The organism is Bacillus sp. 2175, from assembly GCF_057812155.1.
Genome location: NZ_CM173819.1, coordinates 3,548,017 through 3,564,310, shown reverse-complemented (window position 1 = coordinate 3,564,310; position 16,294 = coordinate 3,548,017). Strand labels below are relative to the sequence as shown.

Sequence of the window (16,294 nt, the reverse complement as noted above, 5' to 3'; positions counted from 1 at the left end):
TTTGAGGGGAGCTTTATTTATATGTAGAACGCGAGGTGAAGAAATGGCAAAACAAAAGCAAAGAGGGACGAAGGCAAAGGCAAGGCGTACGATAAAGCCAACTTTGTATTATGAAATTGTCGGTTTAACTCTTTTTGCACTTTCAATCATTACGATTTTACAGCTAGGCGTTGTAGGAAAATCGTTTGTGTTATTTTTTCGCTTCTTCTTTGGTGAGTGGTACATAATTGGTGTGTTAGGTGTAATAGCTTTATCGGTTTCCTTTGTTATAAAACGCGGATGGCCGAACCTTTTAAATAAACGATTAATTGGATTTTATTTAATTGTATTGGCGATATTAATGTTTAGTCATATTACATTATTTAACCTTCTTACAAAAGATGGAGCAGTGCAAAATACTTCTGTTATTGTGAGTACGAAAGATAACTTCTTTCTTGAAATGAAAAAGGGGCCAGATAGCGTTCATTTAGGTGGTGGTATGTTTGGTGCGCTTATGTTCGCAACATGTTACTTCTTATTTGACGAAGTAGGAGCTTATATCATTGGTATTATTCTAGTTATTCTCGGTATACTTTGTATAACAAATAAGCATATTGGAGAAGTGTTAGCGCCAGTTGGTAGAATTCTTAGAAGTCAATTTCAAGTGATGCAAGGGGATTATAAAGATTGGAGAGCTAAAAGAACGGCTGAACAAACAGAAAAGAAAAAAACAACAAGAAGCACAAGAAGCAAACGTGCTGCAGAACAAGAAGAAATTATTGAGCCGATGGAAGAAATCTCAATTGATCCTCCGATTATTTCGAATTTCACTGAGAATTATCCTGTAAATGAAGAAGAGGATAAACGAATTGAAGTAGAGCAAGAAGATTTGATTACTTCACCGTTTATTGAAGAGACTCCGCCAATTGAAGAGCCAAAGAAAAAGCGTGGAGAAAAAATTGTTGAATCGTTAGAGAGTGAAGCGCAAGCACCTCCTATGCAATTTTCCAATGTAGAAAATAAAGATTACAAGCTTCCTTCACTTGATATATTAAAATTTCCAAAGAATAAGCAAGTTACAAATGAAAATGCGGAAATTTATGAGAATGCTCGTAAATTAGAACGTACATTCCAAAGTTTCGGAGTGAAAGCGAAAGTAACAAAAGTACATAGAGGTCCTGCAGTTACAAAATATGAAGTGTATCCTGATATGGGGGTAAAGGTAAGCAAAATTGTCAGTTTAAGTGATGATTTAGCCCTTGCTTTAGCTGCCAAGGACATTCGTATTGAAGCGCCAATTCCCGGGAAATCAGCTGTAGGGATCGAAGTTCCGAACTCAGAAGTTTCGATGGTAACGCTGAGGGAAGTTCTTGATTCTAAGGCTAATAATCATCCGGAAGAGAAGTTGTTAATTGGTCTTGGTCGAGATATTACAGGTGAAGCTGTACTAGCCCGTTTAAATAAAATGCCCCATTTACTCGTAGCTGGTGCGACAGGTAGCGGGAAAAGTGTATGTATTAACGGTATTATTGTTAGTATTTTAATGCGTGCAAAACCACATGAAGTAAAATTAATGATGATTGACCCGAAAATGGTAGAGTTAAATGTATATAATGGTGTGCCTCATTTGTTAACGCCAGTTGTAACTGATCCGAAGAAAGCATCGCAAGCATTGAAAAAAGTTGTGAGTGAAATGGAACGTCGTTATGAATTGTTTGCTCATAGTGGTACACGTAACATTGAAGGATACAACGATTATATAAAAGAGCATAATAGTCAATCAGAAGCGAAACAACCCGAATTACCTTATATTGTAGTAATTGTGGACGAGTTAGCAGATTTAATGATGGTTGCTTCGTCTGATGTAGAAGATGCGATTATGCGTCTAGCACAAATGGCTCGTGCTGCTGGTATTCATTTAATTATTGCAACGCAACGTCCGTCAGTTGACGTTATTACGGGTGTTATTAAAGCAAATATTCCATCACGTATTGCATTCGCTGTATCTTCTCAAACAGATTCTCGTACAATTCTTGACGGTGGTGGTGCAGAGAAGCTATTAGGTCGTGGAGACATGCTGTTTATACCAATTGGTGCATCGAAACCTGTACGTGTACAAGGTGCATTTTTATCAGATGATGAAGTTGAGAGAGTTGTAGAATATGTTATTGGACAGCAAAAAGCACAATATCAAGAAGATATGATTCCGCAAGATGTTCCTGATACGAAGCAGGAAGTAGAAGATGAATTATATGATGAAGCGGTTCAACTTGTAGTGGAAATGCAAACAGCATCTGTTTCTATGTTACAACGTAGGTTTAGAGTAGGTTATACGCGAGCTGCTCGCCTAATTGATGCAATGGAAATGAATGGTGTAGTAGGTCCGTATGAAGGTAGTAAACCGAGAGAAGTGCTCATTAATGATGTACAAGAAAAAAGTTCTTAAAAAAAGCCTAATTGTTTTTACAATTAGGCTTTTTTATATAGTGTTTTTGTTATATACTATACTCAGCAATAAAGAAAGGGCTTACATTTAGGGGTGCTCTTTAGAATACGAATACTTTGATTATGTTTTATGTAAATGTTCGATATTTAATGCAGAAAAATGTTGGATTTTGTTGACACGTATGAGAGCAAGTGGTAAGATTACTTCGAAAAGAATCACTGCCTCATATAATCTTGGAGATAAGGTCCATAAGTTTCTACCTGGCAACCATGAATTGCTAGACTATGAGGGGAAAAGTGTGTAACAAAGGATGTAAAGGATCTTTGTGCCGAACTTTTTCTCGAAATGAGGAATGTTTATGGTGCAAAGTTTTTTTTATGCAATAAAGAGTGAAAATTTCATTAAAAAAAATTATTATTATTTATTCGACAATTACGCTTATTTTGGTGTTTAGTCATTTGTACTATGTTGTAAGTTGAAAAAAGAGAAAAGAAGTCTTACATCAGAGGTCGAATAATTGAAATGCGGGGGAGTCTTATGTCAGTAAAATCCGATAGTCGTCACCTATATCTACGGGTGATTGATCACATCAAAGAAAAAATTAAAGATGGGGCTTATAAAGAACGACAAAAGTTACCATCAGAGTTTGATTTAGCGAAAGAACTTGGCGTAAGTAGAGCGACTTTAAGGGAAGCGTTGCGTATTTTAGAAGAAGAAAATGTTGTCATTCGTAGACATGGTGTAGGGACATTTGTAAATGCAAAGCCATTATTTTCTTCTGGAATAGAACAACTTTCTAGTATTACAGATATGATTTCTAGTGTGGGGAAAACACCAGGAACAATCTTTTTATCATCATCTACTACAACTTTAACAGAAGAGGAAAAAGAGAAGTTTAATAGTGAAGATGGTTTTAATGCAGTGATGATTGAACGCGTGCGTACAGCAGATGGGGAACCTGTTGTGTATTGTATCGATAAACTTGCAAAAGAAATATTGCCAGATTTATCGGGTTACAATGAGGAATCATTATTAACGGTGATACATAATAACACACATAAGCGCATAACATATGCGGTTGCCCACATTGAGCCAATTGGCTATCACCCTAAAATCTCACCGATTTTAGAATGTGAGCCTGAAACAGCACTGCTTGTATTAAAACAAATGCACTATGATCAAAATGATGAGCCAATCTTATATTCTATCAATTACTTTAGAGCTGATAAATTTAGCTTCCACGTATTAAGAAAGCGTATGTAGGTAAATTCCTTTTTAGGGAGGTGACAGCAAGAAGTAAGGAACAGCAGCGTAAGAATAAATAAATATATATCATTTTTGGAGGGGTTTCTAGTATGAAGAAAAAAGCAGGCCTTTTATTATCATTAACATTAGCAGCAAGTACAGTTTTAGGTGCATGTGGTAACTCGGATAAGGCGAGCAGTGACAAGAAAGACACGAAAGACAATAAAGACTTCAAGGTTGGTCTTGTAACGGATGTTGGGGGCGTTGATGATAAGTCATTCAACCAATCTTCTTGGGAAGGGTTACAAAAGTTTGGTAAAGATAATGGTTTAAAAGAAAAGACAAATTATCGTTACCTTCAGTCTGAAAAAGAGGCTGATTATATTCCGAATTTAAAAAAATTCTCGAAAGATAAATATGATTTAACATTCGGAATTGGTTATAAATTAGAGGGTGCAATTAAAGAAGTAGCAAAAGAATCGTCAAAACAACAATTTGCAATCGTAGATACTGTTGTAGATGCACCGAACGTAACGAGCATTACGTTTAAAGATCATGAAGGATCATTCCTTGTAGGTGCGGTAGCAGCTATGTCAACAAAATCGAATAAAGTAGGATTTGTTGGTGGAATGAAAAGTGATTTAATTAGTAAATTTGAAAATGGATTTAAAGCTGGTGCAAAGGCAGTAAATCCAAACATTGAAATCGTATCTGAATATGCAGAAGCATTCGATAAGCCTGAAAAAGGTACAGTTCTTGCTTCAGCAATGTATGGTCAAGGCGTAGACGTAATTTATCATGCTGCTGGTGGTACAGGTAACGGTGTGTTCACAGAAGCGAAAAACCGTAAGAAAAAAGGTGAAAATGTTTGGGTAATCGGTGTTGACCGTGACCAACATCAAGAAGGTATGCCTGAAAATGTAACATTAACTTCAATGATTAAACGTGTTGATGTAGCAGTAGAAAAAGTAGCTAAAGAAGCAAAAGATGGGAATTTAAAAGGTGGGAAAATTGAAGAGTTTGGCTTAAAAGATGACGGTATTGGTATTTCAAAAACAACTGATAACGTGAAAAAAGTTAACCCTGAAATTTTAACAAAAGTAGAAGAGCTTGAAAAGAAAATTACAGCCGGTGAAATTAAAGTGCCAGCTACAGATAAAGAGTATAAAGAATACGAAGCTTCTCTAAAAAAATAAATAGAGAAATAGCAAAGGTTAGTTCATAGAACTAACCTTTGTATGTATAAAACTTCCGAATTGCTTAATAAGTTAATAGTGTAATAGGGAATGTTCCCTGTTAAAAGGAGGAACACAATGGAATACGTAATTGAGATGAATAACATTACGAAAGTATTCCCAGGCATTGTAGCGAATGATGATATTACGCTGCAAGTAAAGCAGGGTGAGATACATGCTTTACTTGGAGAAAATGGTGCAGGGAAATCCACATTGATGAATGTACTATTTGGTTTGTACCAACCAGAGCAGGGTGAAATTAAAATTAAAGGTAAACCTGTAAAAATTACAAATCCGAATATAGCAAATGACCTTGGTATTGGAATGGTCCATCAACACTTTATGCTTGTTCATAATTTTACAGTTACAGAGAATATTATTCTCGGAAATGAACCGAAGAAAAAAGGGAAAATTGCTGTTGAGGATGCTGCTAAAGAAATTCAAAAACTGTCTGAACAATACGGTTTGGCTGTAGATCCATATGCGAAAATACAGGATATTTCAGTTGGTATGCAACAGCGTGTGGAGATTTTGAAAACTCTTTACCGCGGTGCAGAAATTTTAATATTTGATGAACCGACAGCTGTGTTAACACCACAAGAAATTCATGAGCTAATTCAAATTATGAAAAAGCTTGTACAAGAAGGAAAATCTATTGTTCTTATTACACATAAGTTGAAAGAAATTATGGAAGTTTGCGATCGTTGTACGATTATTCGTAAAGGAAAAGGGATTGGAACGGTTGACGTTGCAAATACGGATGAAAATAAACTTGCAGAATTAATGGTCGGACGTCAAGTGAATTTTAAAACAGAAAAAATAGACGCGAAGCCAAAAGAAGATGTACTTTCAATTGCAAACCTTGTTGTTCACGATGCACGTCAACTACCTGCTGTAAAAGGCCTTGACTTAACTGTTCGTGCGGGGGAAATTGTTGGGATTGCAGGGATTGATGGAAACGGACAAAGTGAATTAATAGAAGCGATTACTGGTTTACGAAAAGTTGAGTCAGGTTCTATTGCAATTAAAGGAAAAGAAATAACAAATTGGCCTGTTAGAAGAATAACAGAAGAAGGAATTGGTCATATTCCAGAAGATCGTCATAAACACGGACTCGTTCTTGATTTTTCTGTTAGAGATAATATAGTTCTTCAAACGTACTATAAAAATCCGTTTTCAAAGAAAGGGATTTTAAATTTTAGCAAAATTACAGAAAAAGCAAAGGCTCTTATTGAACAGTTTGATGTACGTACACCTAGTGAGCAAACGTTAGCACGCGCTCTATCTGGGGGGAATCAACAAAAAGCAATTATTGCACGTGAAGTAGACCGAAATCCAGATTTATTAATTGCGGCACAGCCAACACGTGGTTTAGATGTAGGAGCAATTGAATTTATTCATAAGAGATTAATAGAGCAAAGGGATAAAGGAAAAGGTGTATTACTTTTATCATTAGAGTTAGATGAAATCTTAAATGTTAGCGATCGAATTGCTGTTATTTATGAAGGGGAAATTGTAGCAATAGTTGATGCGAAAGAAACGAATGAACAACAGCTTGGATTGTTAATGGCTGGAGGAACAAAGAAGGAGCAGGTGGGTACAAATGGCTAAAAAACTTTTAACAGAACGAACGATAAATATTTTAGTCCCAGTACTATCCGTTATTTTCGGCTTACTTGTAGGAGCGATTGTAATGCTAGTTAGTGGCTATGATCCAATTGTTGGTTATAGTGCACTTTGGACAGGAATGTTCGGCAGCGCAAGTGCGATTGGTGAAACGCTCCGTACAATGATACCGCTTATTCTTGCTGGCTTATCGGTCGCGTTTGCATTTCGTACAGGTTTATTTAATATCGGGGTAGAGGGTCAATTGTTAGTTGGTTGGCTTGCAGCGGTTTGGTTCGGTTATGCAGTCTCACTACCAGCGTTCCTTCATATTCCATTATCGATTTTATTTGCCGCATTGGTGGGCGGAATTTGGGGCTTCATTCCGGGATATTTAAAAGGGAAGTTTCAAGTGAATGAAGTTATTGTAACTATTATGATGAACTATATTGCGTTGTATGTAACGTATGACATCATTAAGCGTTTCTTACATGCGGGTAATGACAAAACGTATGATATTAAAGAGAGTGCGTCACTATCTTCAGACTGGCTTGCTTCTATTACTGACGGTTCACGTCTACACTGGGGAATTATTGTAGCAATTTTAATCGCTATTTTAATGTGGTTCTTATTAGATCGAACAACTTTAGGTTACGAATTAAAGTCTGTAGGATTTAATCAGCATGCTTCTCAATATGCAGGTATGAAAGTTTCTCGTAATGTAGTATTCTCTATGACAATTGCTGGTGCATTTGCGGGGATTGGTGGAGCGATGGAAGGATTAGGGACATTCCAGAGTATGACAGCGATGTCTTCGTTTACAGGAGTAGGATTTGATGGGATTGCCGTAGCATTACTTGGAGGGAATAATCCGTTTGGTATAATCCTTTCAGCTTTATTATTTGGTGGTTTGAAAAGTGCTTCCCCTCAAATGAACTTTGAGGCAGATGTACCGTCAGAGCTTATTAATGTAATTATTGCATGTATCATCTTCTTTGTTGCATGTAGTTATGTGTTAAGATGGGCGCTTACACGCATGAGCAAGGAGGGGAAATAAATGAGCTTTTTAGATATATTAGCCATTCTTGTGACGGGTACGTTATATACATCGGCACCTATCATTTTCACAGCACTAGGTGGTGTATTTAGTGAACGATCGGGTGTTGTAAATATCGGATTAGAAGGACTAATGCTATTTGGTGCATTTATTGGAGTTGTTACAAACTTATTAATGGGTGATACTTGGGGAACGATGACTCCATGGATTGCGTTATTATTTGCGGCAATTGGTAGTGGGTTATTTGCATTACTTCATGCGGTAGCTTCTATTACATTCCGAGCAGATCAAGTTGTAAGTGGTGTAGCCATTAACTTCTTATCTCTTGGTTTAACAGTATTTGCAATTAAGAAGATTTTTGATAAAGGGCAGACTGACTTTATTCAGTATCGTATTGAAAAGATTGATATTCCAGGCCTTTCGGATATTCCGGTTTTAGGGAAAATATTTTTCTCGAACGTACCAATAACGTCGTATATTGCCATTATTTTAGCATTCGTTGTTTGGTATGTTATTTATAAAACACCGTTCGGTCTTCGTCTACGTGCTGTTGGTGAACACCCAATGGCAGCGGATACGATGGGGATTAATGTATATAAAATGCGTTATATTGGAGTCTGTATTTCAGGAGTGTTTGCTGGAATCGGTGGAGCGATTTTTGCAATGTCAATTTCTAATAACTTCTCAGGGGCAACTATTACAGGACAAGGTTTCTTAGCTTTAGCTGCTATGATTTTTGGGAAGTGGAATCCACTAGGCGCATTAGGTGCAGCTCTATTCTTTGGTTTTGCGCAATCTCTAAGTGTAACGGGCGGAACAATTCCTGTATTAGATCAAATTCCAAGTGTTTTATTAACGATATTACCATATGTATTCACAATATTAGCGCTTGTTGGTTTTGTAGGTCGTTCTGAAGCTCCGAAAGCATTAGGAACTCCTTATGAAAAAGGAAAACGATAAGTATTTTATAAGTATAAAAAAGCTCGCACATTAGTGTGGGCTTTTTTACATAGAATATATTTAATACGGAATTTTACTATGTTCCTTACATATTAAAGTTTTTAGAAAGAATCATATGTAAGCATAATAAGGGAGAAAAGTTGATTTTTTATTTCTAAAAACTGTATATTGAAGAGGAATATTCCTATATACGTAAAGGAGGGCTATAAATGAAACTAATGGAACAACAACTACATGAGTTAGATGGTTTGCGCGTACATATTATTCCGACTGATAAATATAAAACGAATACCTTTGTATTTCGTTTTAAAGCGCCTTTAAATGAGGAGACGGTGACAGAGCGTGCCTTATTGCCATACGTATTGCAAAGTGCGACAGAAAAATTACCTTCTGTAATTCGTCTTCGTCAATATTTAGAAGAATTATACGGATCTTCTTTAGCGGTAGATGTAAGTAAAAAAGGGGAAGACCATATTATCTCCATTTATGTAGACATTGCAAATGAAGTTTACTTACATGATGCACCACCGTTATTTGAAAAAGCGCTTTCTATGTTGTCAGATATTGTGTTACATCCAGCAACGGAGGGCAACGGTTTCCTATCTTCTATCGTAGAAAGTGAAAAAAGAGCACTGTTACAGAGAATTGAAGCCACTTATGACGATAAAATGCGTTATGCAAACGAGCGTTTAATTGAAGAAATGTGCAAAGTAGAACCGTATCGTTTAAGTGCAAATGGAAAAAAAGAGAGTGTTATGTCTATTACAAATGAAAGTCTGTATCAATATTATCAAAAGGTGTTAGCGGAAGATGAAATGGATCTATATATTATTGGTGATATTTCAGAAAACGCCGTTGATCTTGTAAGTAAGTATTTTTCTATTTCAGCTCGTCCAGTGAGAGAAAGAAATGTACTCCTTCATAGACGAAATAATGAAGAAAAAGAAGTTGTTGAAAAACAAGAATTAAAACAAAGTAAATTACACATCGGTTATCGTACATTTGTCACATATAAAGATGAAGATTATTTTGCATTGCAATTGTTCAATGGATTGTTTGGTGGCTTTTCTCATTCGAAGTTATTCGTAAATGTGCGTGAAAAAAATAGTTTAGCGTACTATGCAGCATCGCGCTTTGAAAGTCATAAAGGTTTATTATTTGTTATGTCAGGAATTGAAGCGAAAAATTATGAAAAAGCAGTTGAGATTATTAAAGAACAAATGCTTGCGATGCAAAACGGAGAGTTTTCTGAAGAAGAAATACATCAAACAAAAAGTGTCATCCAAAATCAAATATTAGAGGCAATTGATACACCACGTGGCTTTGTAGAAATGCTATATCATGGTATTATTTCAGATCGTACACGTCCAGTTGAAGAATGGCTTACAGGTATAGAAAGTGTGACAAAAGAAGAAATTGTAAAAGTTGCTAAAAATATTGAACTAGATACAATTTACTTTTTACAAGGAACGGAGGGAGAGTAAGTGGAGAAAATTGTTTATGAGCAATTAAAAGAAACACTCTATTATGAAAAACTTCCTAATGGATTAGATGTATATGTTTTACCGAAACAAGGATTTAATAAAACATTTGCAACGTTTACGACGAAATATGGTTCTGTAGATAATACATTTGTACCATTAGGGAAAGAAGAAATGATTCGTGTGCCAGATGGGATTGCACATTTTCTTGAGCATAAATTATTTGAAAAAGAAGATCATGATGCTTTCCAATTGTTTAGTAAACAAGGAGCATCGGCAAATGCTTTTACATCCTTCACACGAACAGCTTACCTTTTTTCAGGTACTTCAAACGTAGAACAAAATTTAAATACATTGCTAAACTTCGTACAAGAGCCCTATTTCTCTGAAAAAACGGTTGAAAAAGAGAAGGGGATTATTGGGCAAGAAATTCAAATGTATCAAGATAACCCAGATTGGCGTTTGTACTTTGGGTTAATTGATAGCTTATTTGTAAAACACCCAATTAAAATTGATATTGCGGGGACAATCGAATCTATTAGTAAAATTACGAAAGATTTATTATATGAATGTTATGAAACATTTTATCATCCGAGCAATATGTTATTATTTGTTGTGGGTGCAATTGATCCAGAGAAAACAATGGATTTAGTACGTGAAAATCAAGCGAAAAAAGATTATAAAAACCAGCCAGAAATTGTGCGTTCATTTGAAGAAGAACCAAATGAGGTAAATGAAAAGAAAAAAATTATTTCAATGCCTGTGCAAACACCGAAATGTTTAGTTGGTATTAAAGCGACTAATTTAAAAGAAAAGGGGCAAGCGCTTTTAAAACAAGAAATTGCGCTTACGTTACTTTTAGATTATTTATTTGGAAAAAGTTCTGTTCATTACGAAGCTTTATATAATGAAGGACTTATTGATGATTCATTCTCGTATGACTATACAGAAGAAAATAACTTCGGTTTTGCAATGGTTGGTGGTGATACGAAACAACCTGATGCATTGGCAGATCGTTTAAAAGATATTTTATTAAAAACAGATTATGATCAATTAGATGCGGCGGCATTAGAACGAGTGAAGAAAAAGAAAATTGGTGGTTTTTTACGCTCGTTAAATTCACCAGAATATATTGCAAATCAATTTACACGATACGCGTTTAATGAATCTAGCCTATTTGATGCATTGACTGTATTAGAAGGACTAACCGTTCAAGACTTACAAGAAGTAGCGGGATTATTGTTATCAGAAGAAAAAATGAGTGTTTGTCAGGTGTTACCGAAAAAATAAAATTTTAAAGATACCCTCATCTTATCATTGAAAAATTGTAAGATGAGGGTATTATTTAGTTGTGTGAAAATTGAACTTGTAGAGATAAGAGAGGGAATTTATGAAAAAGTATGCGTTAGTAACTGGAGGGAGCGGAGGGATTGGCTCTGCTATTTCGAAACAATTAATTCAAGATGGATATACAGTTTATGTTCATTACAATAACAGTGAAGAAAAGGTATTGGAATTGCAGAAGGCATGGGGAGAAGTTATCCCTGTTCAAGCTAATTTAGCTTCTAGTGATGGAGCAGAACGATTGTGGGGACAAATTGAACATCCTATTGATGTTATTGTATACGCAGCTGGGAAGAGTATTTTTGGACTAGTAACAGATGTAACAAACGATGAATTGGATTATATGGTAGAACTTCAAGTGAAGAACGTATATAAATTACTTTCTATGGCACTTCCGCCTATGATCGGGAGAAGAAGTGGTAATATTGTAATTGTTTCATCTATATGGGGACAAATAGGGGCTTCTTGTGAAGTACTTTATTCAATGGTAAAAGGGGCGCAAAATTCATATGTGAAAGCTTTAGCGAAAGAAGTTTCTTTAAGTGGATTACGTGTGAATGCAGTAGCACCAGGAGCAATTGAAACGGAAATGTTAAGTGTTTTTTCTGAAGAAGATAAAATGGGAATTGCTGAAGATATACCATTAGGTAGAATAGGATTACCAGAAGAAGTAGCGAAAACAGTTTCATTTCTCGTATCACCAGGAGCGTCTTACATAACTGGACAAATTATCGGAGTGAATGGCGGTTGGCACTGCTAAAAAATTCTTACATAAAAAATGAATAGTTGCACAAATTAAGGATGATTTTATTACTCAATAGTGAGGTGCTTAATTATGTCAGTATTAGATAATTTTGATCAGTGGAAGAGCTTTTTAGGAGAACGTTTAGAGCAAGCGCAAGACAAAGGTTTAGATGGCGGTGCGGTATCAGATATGGCATTTCGAGTTGGCGACTATCTTGCTAATGAAGTAGAAGGACGCAATGACCAAGAGAAATTATTAGCTGAGCTTTGGAAAGTTGCTGATGAACAGGAGCAACATACAATTGCAAATTTAATGGTTAAGTTCGTACAACATAAGTAAAAGTAGAGAGGAGATTCTCCTCTCTACTTTTTTTGTATAATAATTACACAGGATAGATTATACATTTAGCTTCCCTATTAGGGTGAAATCATATAATATAGTACGTAGGTGTAAAGTAAGCAAGGGGAGTGATCTTGGATGATTGAATGGTATTTTGAATATGAAATACATAAAAACCGACCTGGCTTGCTTGGTGACGTTTCTTCGTTAATCGGTATGCTCGGCATTAATATTGTCACAATTAATGGTGTAGATAATGCACGACGTGGGTTACTTCTTATGTGTGATAATCAAGAGCAAATCTCTAGACTTGAATCAATTTTAAATACGATGGATAACATAACGGTAACGAAATATCGTCCGCCCAAGCTAAGAGATAAGCTAGCGGTTAGGCATGGTAGGTACATACAACGAGATGCAGATGATAAGAAAACATTTCGATTTGTGCGTGATGAATTAGGCTTACTTGTAGACTTTATGGCAGAAATCATGAAAAAAGAAGGCCATAAACTAATTGGGATACGCGGAATGCCTCGTGTCGGAAAAACAGAATCCATTGTTGCTGCAAGTGTTTGTGCAAATAAAAGGTGGTTATTTGTATCATCTACTCTTATTAAGCAAACTGTTCGCAGTCAATTAATTGAAGATGAGTATAGCGATGACAATATTTTCATCCTAGATGGAATTGTGTCAACGAAGCGTGCTAACGAAAGACATTGGCAGCTCGTTCGTGAAATTATGAGATTGCCTGCAACGAAAGTTGTGGAACATCCTGATGTATTTGTGAGTCAGTCAGAATACACATTGGATGATTTTGATTATATTATCGAGTTGCGTAACGATTATGATGAAGAAATACAATATAATTTAGTAGATGAAATTGAGCAAGGTACGCAAAATAATTTCTCTATGTTTGACTTTTAAAGAAATATTGAGGTGTTAGTAGTGACGGAATTGGGACAAAAGCTGAAAGAAACAAGAGAAGCGAAAGGCTTGTCTATTGATCAGCTGCATGAGATTACAAAAATTCAAAAACGCCATTTAGTGGCAATTGAAGAAGGCAATTATGATGTATTGCCAGGAGCTTTTTATGCGCGTGCATTCATTAAACAATACGCAGATGCGGTTGGATTAAATGGAGAGGAACTGCTTGTAGAACATCAGAGTACGATACCACAATCTGAAAAGCGTGAAGTTCCACAAGTATCAACGGGACAAAAAACACAAGAAACAATGCAAAAATCTTCATCATGGCCAATTGCAGATCACATGCCGAAAATCTTAGTTGCGCTGTTAGTCATCGCAGTTGGAGTGGTAATCTGGTTTGTGTTTCAAGCGTTAACTGGAAAAGATGATGAAAAAGTTCCAAGCGCTCAAAGTGAGAAAATTGAAGTTCAAAAAGCGAAAGATTCTCCGTTAGATACGAAGAAAGATGAAGTGAAAGCGGAAGAGCCAAAAAAAGAGGAACCAAAGAAAGAAGAACCAAAGAAAGAGGAGCAACCAGCACAACCAACTGGACAGCAAGAAGTGAAAGTAGTTGGAACAACTGGAAAGGTATCTACTTTGGAAATTCATAATAATAAAACATTAGAACTGGAAATTTCAGCTAAGGGTACAAGTTATGTAGATGTTAAGGATGATGCGGGTAACGAAATTCTAAACACTACAGTACAAAGCGGTCAAACAGAGAAACGCGATGTATCAACATTAAAAGAAGTACGACTTAATATTGGAAGTGCACCGAATGTTGAAATTAAACTGAATGGCCAAGTGCTTGCTTTCCCGTTAGATCCACAAAAAGAATATCACCAAAGATTGGTGATTAAAAACCAAGGGATAGAGCAACCAGCACAATAACAGTCATCGCTTCGATGACTTTTTTTCGATGAACAAATGTTTTTGATATGATGGAGGAATAGCTGTGAATTTACCAAATAAAATTACAATATCTAGAATCTTCTTAATTCCAATTTTTATGGTAATTATGTTAGCGCCCTTTGATTGGGGTTCATACAAAATTGGTGATGTTGATTTGCCAATTCAACATTTAGTGGGGGCACTTATCTTTATCATTGCTTCAGCTACAGATTGGATTGATGGACATTACGCAAGAAAGTATAATCTTGTAACGAATTTAGGGAAGTTTCTTGACCCGTTAGCTGATAAATTGCTTGTTTCGGCAGCACTTATTACATTGGTAGAGATGCAATATGTACCGGCTTGGATTGTTATTGTAATTATCAGTCGTGAGTTTGCGGTAACAGGTTTACGTCTTGTACTTGCTGGAACAGGGGAAGTAGTTGCAGCAAACCAGCTAGGAAAAATTAAGACGTGGACACAAATTATTGCAATTGCAGCATATTTATTACACGATGTACCTTTAAATTTAATCCATATTCCAGTTGCAGATATCTTCATATGGATTGCATTAATCTTTACTGTTATTTCAGGATGGGATTATTTCTGGAAAAATAGAGCTGCTTTTGTAAACTCAAAATAGAAGTTTATGGGGGAATTGGGATGAATGCTGAGATTATTGCGGTTGGAACTGAATTATTACTTGGACAAATTGCAAATACAAATGCCCAGTTTTTATCTGAAAAGTTAGCTTCAATCGGAATTAACGTGTACTATCATACTGTTGTTGGTGATAATAATAAGCGATTGCAAAAGGCGATTGAAGCTGCGGAAGAACGTGCTGATATACTTATTTTTACAGGTGGATTAGGACCAACAAAAGATGATTTAACGAAAGAAACGATAGCTGCTAGTTTAGATGAAGAGCTTGTGTATGATGAAAAGGCATTAGCCTTAATAAGTAATTACTTTAAGCGTACAGGCCGTGAATTTACGGAGAATAATAAAAAGCAAGCGCTCGTTTTAAATGGAGCAACAGTATTTGCAAATGACCACGGTATGGCGCCTGGTATGGGGGTAAATAAGAACGGAAAAGTTTATATTTTATTACCAGGGCCGCCAAAAGAAATGAAACCAATGTATGTAAGTTACGTAGAGCCTTTTTTACGTAATTTTACAACAGGAGAAAACATTTATTCTCGTGTGCTTCGTTTCTTCGGTATTGGGGAGTCCCAATTAGAGGTGAAAGTGCAAGATTTAATTGATGGACAAACAAACCCAACAATCGCCCCGTTAGCAAATGATGGAGAAGTGACATTACGTTTAACCGCTAAGCATCAAAATGTTAGCGAAGCGGAGAAATTAATTCAACATGTGGAAGATTTGATTTTAGAAAGAGTAGGAGAATTTTTCTACGGATATGACCAAGAATTTTTGCATTATAAGGCAATCGAGTTATTGAAGAGAAAAGGGTTAACTTTAGCGTGTGCAGAAAGTTTAACAGGTGGTCTTTTTGGAAATCAAGTAACTGAAAACGCTGGTGTTTCTTCTGTATTTAAAGGCGGTGTCATTTGTTATCATAATGATGTGAAGCAACATGTTTTACGTGTGCCTGAAGAAGTGTTGCATACTGATGGTGCAGTTAGTAAAGAATGTGCTCGTTATCTTGCTGAAAATGTTAAGGATGTATTAAAAGCGGATATCGGAATTAGTTTCACTGGGGTAGCAGGGCCAGATGCTTCAGAACAGAAAGAACCAGGAACAGTATTTGTTGGGCTTTCGATTAAGGATGAACCAACTGTAGTCTTTCCTCTTAATTTAAGCGGAAGTCGTCAACAAATTAGAGAACGAACAGCAAAATATGGATTTTATCATTTATATAAAAAGCTAGAAGAGATATAAGTTTCTTCTAGTTTTTTTTACGGTTAAATTTAGATATTATTTGATAGAAAATAAAAAAATCGAATAAATGTTCGATTTTTGTTGGCAAATTGAATTGAA

The 16,294-nt window shown here is 35.8% G+C and carries 14 protein-coding genes and 1 riboswitch; all 14 genes read left to right on the top strand.

Annotated elements, in window-relative coordinates:
* The first annotated feature begins 43 nt into the window (after window positions 1-43).
* Window positions 44-2,425 (top strand): DNA translocase FtsK, encoded by a 2,382-nt coding sequence (locus ACXKY9_RS18370; RefSeq protein ID WP_001118777.1) that lies wholly within the window; start codon window positions 44-46, stop codon window positions 2,423-2,425.
* A gap of 203 nt (window positions 2,426-2,628) precedes the next feature.
* Window positions 2,629-2,730, top strand: a riboswitch (purine riboswitch).
* A 232-nt stretch (window positions 2,731-2,962) separates the two neighbouring features.
* Window positions 2,963-3,688, top strand: coding sequence for a GntR family transcriptional regulator (locus ACXKY9_RS18365; RefSeq protein ID WP_000114182.1), 726 nt, complete (start codon window positions 2,963-2,965; stop codon window positions 3,686-3,688).
* Window positions 3,689-3,780: 92 nt separating this feature from the next.
* Window positions 3,781-4,866, top strand: a complete 1,086-nt coding sequence (locus ACXKY9_RS18360; RefSeq protein ID WP_000725771.1) for a BMP family lipoprotein — start codon at window positions 3,781-3,783, stop codon at window positions 4,864-4,866.
* A gap of 117 nt (window positions 4,867-4,983) precedes the next feature.
* The gene (locus tag ACXKY9_RS18355) at window positions 4,984-6,516 is read left to right on the top strand and encodes an ABC transporter ATP-binding protein (protein ID WP_000456906.1); all 1,533 of its coding nucleotides are present in this window, start codon (window positions 4,984-4,986) and stop codon (window positions 6,514-6,516) included.
* Window positions 6,509-7,567 (top strand): ABC transporter permease, encoded by a 1,059-nt coding sequence (locus ACXKY9_RS18350; RefSeq protein WP_001085254.1) that lies wholly within the window; start codon window positions 6,509-6,511, stop codon window positions 7,565-7,567. Before ACXKY9_RS18355 ends, ACXKY9_RS18350 begins: the two co-directional genes overlap by 8 nt.
* The gene (locus ACXKY9_RS18345) at window positions 7,568-8,527 is read left to right on the top strand and encodes an ABC transporter permease (protein WP_000008857.1); all 960 of its coding nucleotides are present in this window, start codon (window positions 7,568-7,570) and stop codon (window positions 8,525-8,527) included.
* 209 nt (window positions 8,528-8,736) lie between these two features.
* Window positions 8,737-10,011, top strand: coding sequence for an EF-P 5-aminopentanol modification-associated protein YfmF (gene yfmF / locus ACXKY9_RS18340; RefSeq protein WP_000772405.1), 1,275 nt, complete (start codon window positions 8,737-8,739; stop codon window positions 10,009-10,011).
* Window positions 10,012-11,298: an EF-P 5-aminopentanol modification-associated protein YfmH gene (gene yfmH / locus ACXKY9_RS18335; RefSeq protein WP_000411982.1), complete on the top strand. Its 1,287-nt coding sequence runs from the start codon at window positions 10,012-10,014 to the stop codon at window positions 11,296-11,298.
* 100 nt (window positions 11,299-11,398) lie between these two features.
* Window positions 11,399-12,112, top strand: coding sequence for an elongation factor P 5-aminopentanone reductase (gene ymfI / locus ACXKY9_RS18330; RefSeq protein ID WP_000759607.1), 714 nt, complete (start codon window positions 11,399-11,401; stop codon window positions 12,110-12,112).
* A 75-nt stretch (window positions 12,113-12,187) separates the two neighbouring features.
* Window positions 12,188-12,436 (top strand): DUF3243 domain-containing protein, encoded by a 249-nt coding sequence (locus ACXKY9_RS18325; RefSeq protein ID WP_000114450.1) that lies wholly within the window; start codon window positions 12,188-12,190, stop codon window positions 12,434-12,436.
* A 138-nt stretch (window positions 12,437-12,574) separates the two neighbouring features.
* Entirely contained in the window at window positions 12,575-13,360 is a 786-nt protein-coding gene (locus ACXKY9_RS18320; protein WP_000574107.1) for a DUF3388 domain-containing protein, read from the top strand.
* Between the two features lie 21 nt (window positions 13,361-13,381).
* On the top strand, window positions 13,382-14,293 hold the full coding sequence (locus tag ACXKY9_RS18315; protein ID WP_000137491.1) for a helix-turn-helix domain-containing protein: 912 nt from the start codon (window positions 13,382-13,384) through the stop codon (window positions 14,291-14,293).
* Window positions 14,294-14,357: 64 nt separating this feature from the next.
* Window positions 14,358-14,936: a CDP-diacylglycerol--glycerol-3-phosphate 3-phosphatidyltransferase gene (pgsA, locus tag ACXKY9_RS18310; protein ID WP_001052967.1), complete on the top strand. Its 579-nt coding sequence runs from the start codon at window positions 14,358-14,360 to the stop codon at window positions 14,934-14,936.
* A 20-nt stretch (window positions 14,937-14,956) separates the two neighbouring features.
* Complete coding sequence (gene cinA / locus ACXKY9_RS18305) at window positions 14,957-16,195, top strand: competence/damage-inducible protein CinA (RefSeq protein ID WP_000990688.1); 1,239 nt, start codon at window positions 14,957-14,959, stop codon at window positions 16,193-16,195.
* Window positions 16,196-16,294 lie beyond the last annotated feature (99 nt).

Coding starts and splice junctions, on each gene's coding strand:
- ACXKY9_RS18370 (WP_001118777.1), top strand. CDS start 44: ATGGCAAAACAAAAGCAAAGAGGGACGAAGGCAAAGGCAAGGCGTACG.
- ACXKY9_RS18365 (WP_000114182.1), top strand. CDS start 2,963: ATGTCAGTAAAATCCGATAGTCGTCACCTATATCTACGGGTGATTGAT.
- ACXKY9_RS18360 (WP_000725771.1), top strand. CDS start 3,781: ATGAAGAAAAAAGCAGGCCTTTTATTATCATTAACATTAGCAGCAAGT.
- ACXKY9_RS18355 (WP_000456906.1), top strand. CDS start 4,984: ATGGAATACGTAATTGAGATGAATAACATTACGAAAGTATTCCCAGGC.
- ACXKY9_RS18350 (WP_001085254.1), top strand. CDS start 6,509: ATGGCTAAAAAACTTTTAACAGAACGAACGATAAATATTTTAGTCCCA.
- ACXKY9_RS18345 (WP_000008857.1), top strand. CDS start 7,568: ATGAGCTTTTTAGATATATTAGCCATTCTTGTGACGGGTACGTTATAT.
- yfmF (WP_000772405.1), top strand. CDS start 8,737: ATGAAACTAATGGAACAACAACTACATGAGTTAGATGGTTTGCGCGTA.
- ymfI (WP_000759607.1), top strand. CDS start 11,399: ATGAAAAAGTATGCGTTAGTAACTGGAGGGAGCGGAGGGATTGGCTCT.
- ACXKY9_RS18325 (WP_000114450.1), top strand. CDS start 12,188: ATGTCAGTATTAGATAATTTTGATCAGTGGAAGAGCTTTTTAGGAGAA.
- ACXKY9_RS18320 (WP_000574107.1), top strand. CDS start 12,575: ATGATTGAATGGTATTTTGAATATGAAATACATAAAAACCGACCTGGC.
- cinA (WP_000990688.1), top strand. CDS start 14,957: ATGAATGCTGAGATTATTGCGGTTGGAACTGAATTATTACTTGGACAA.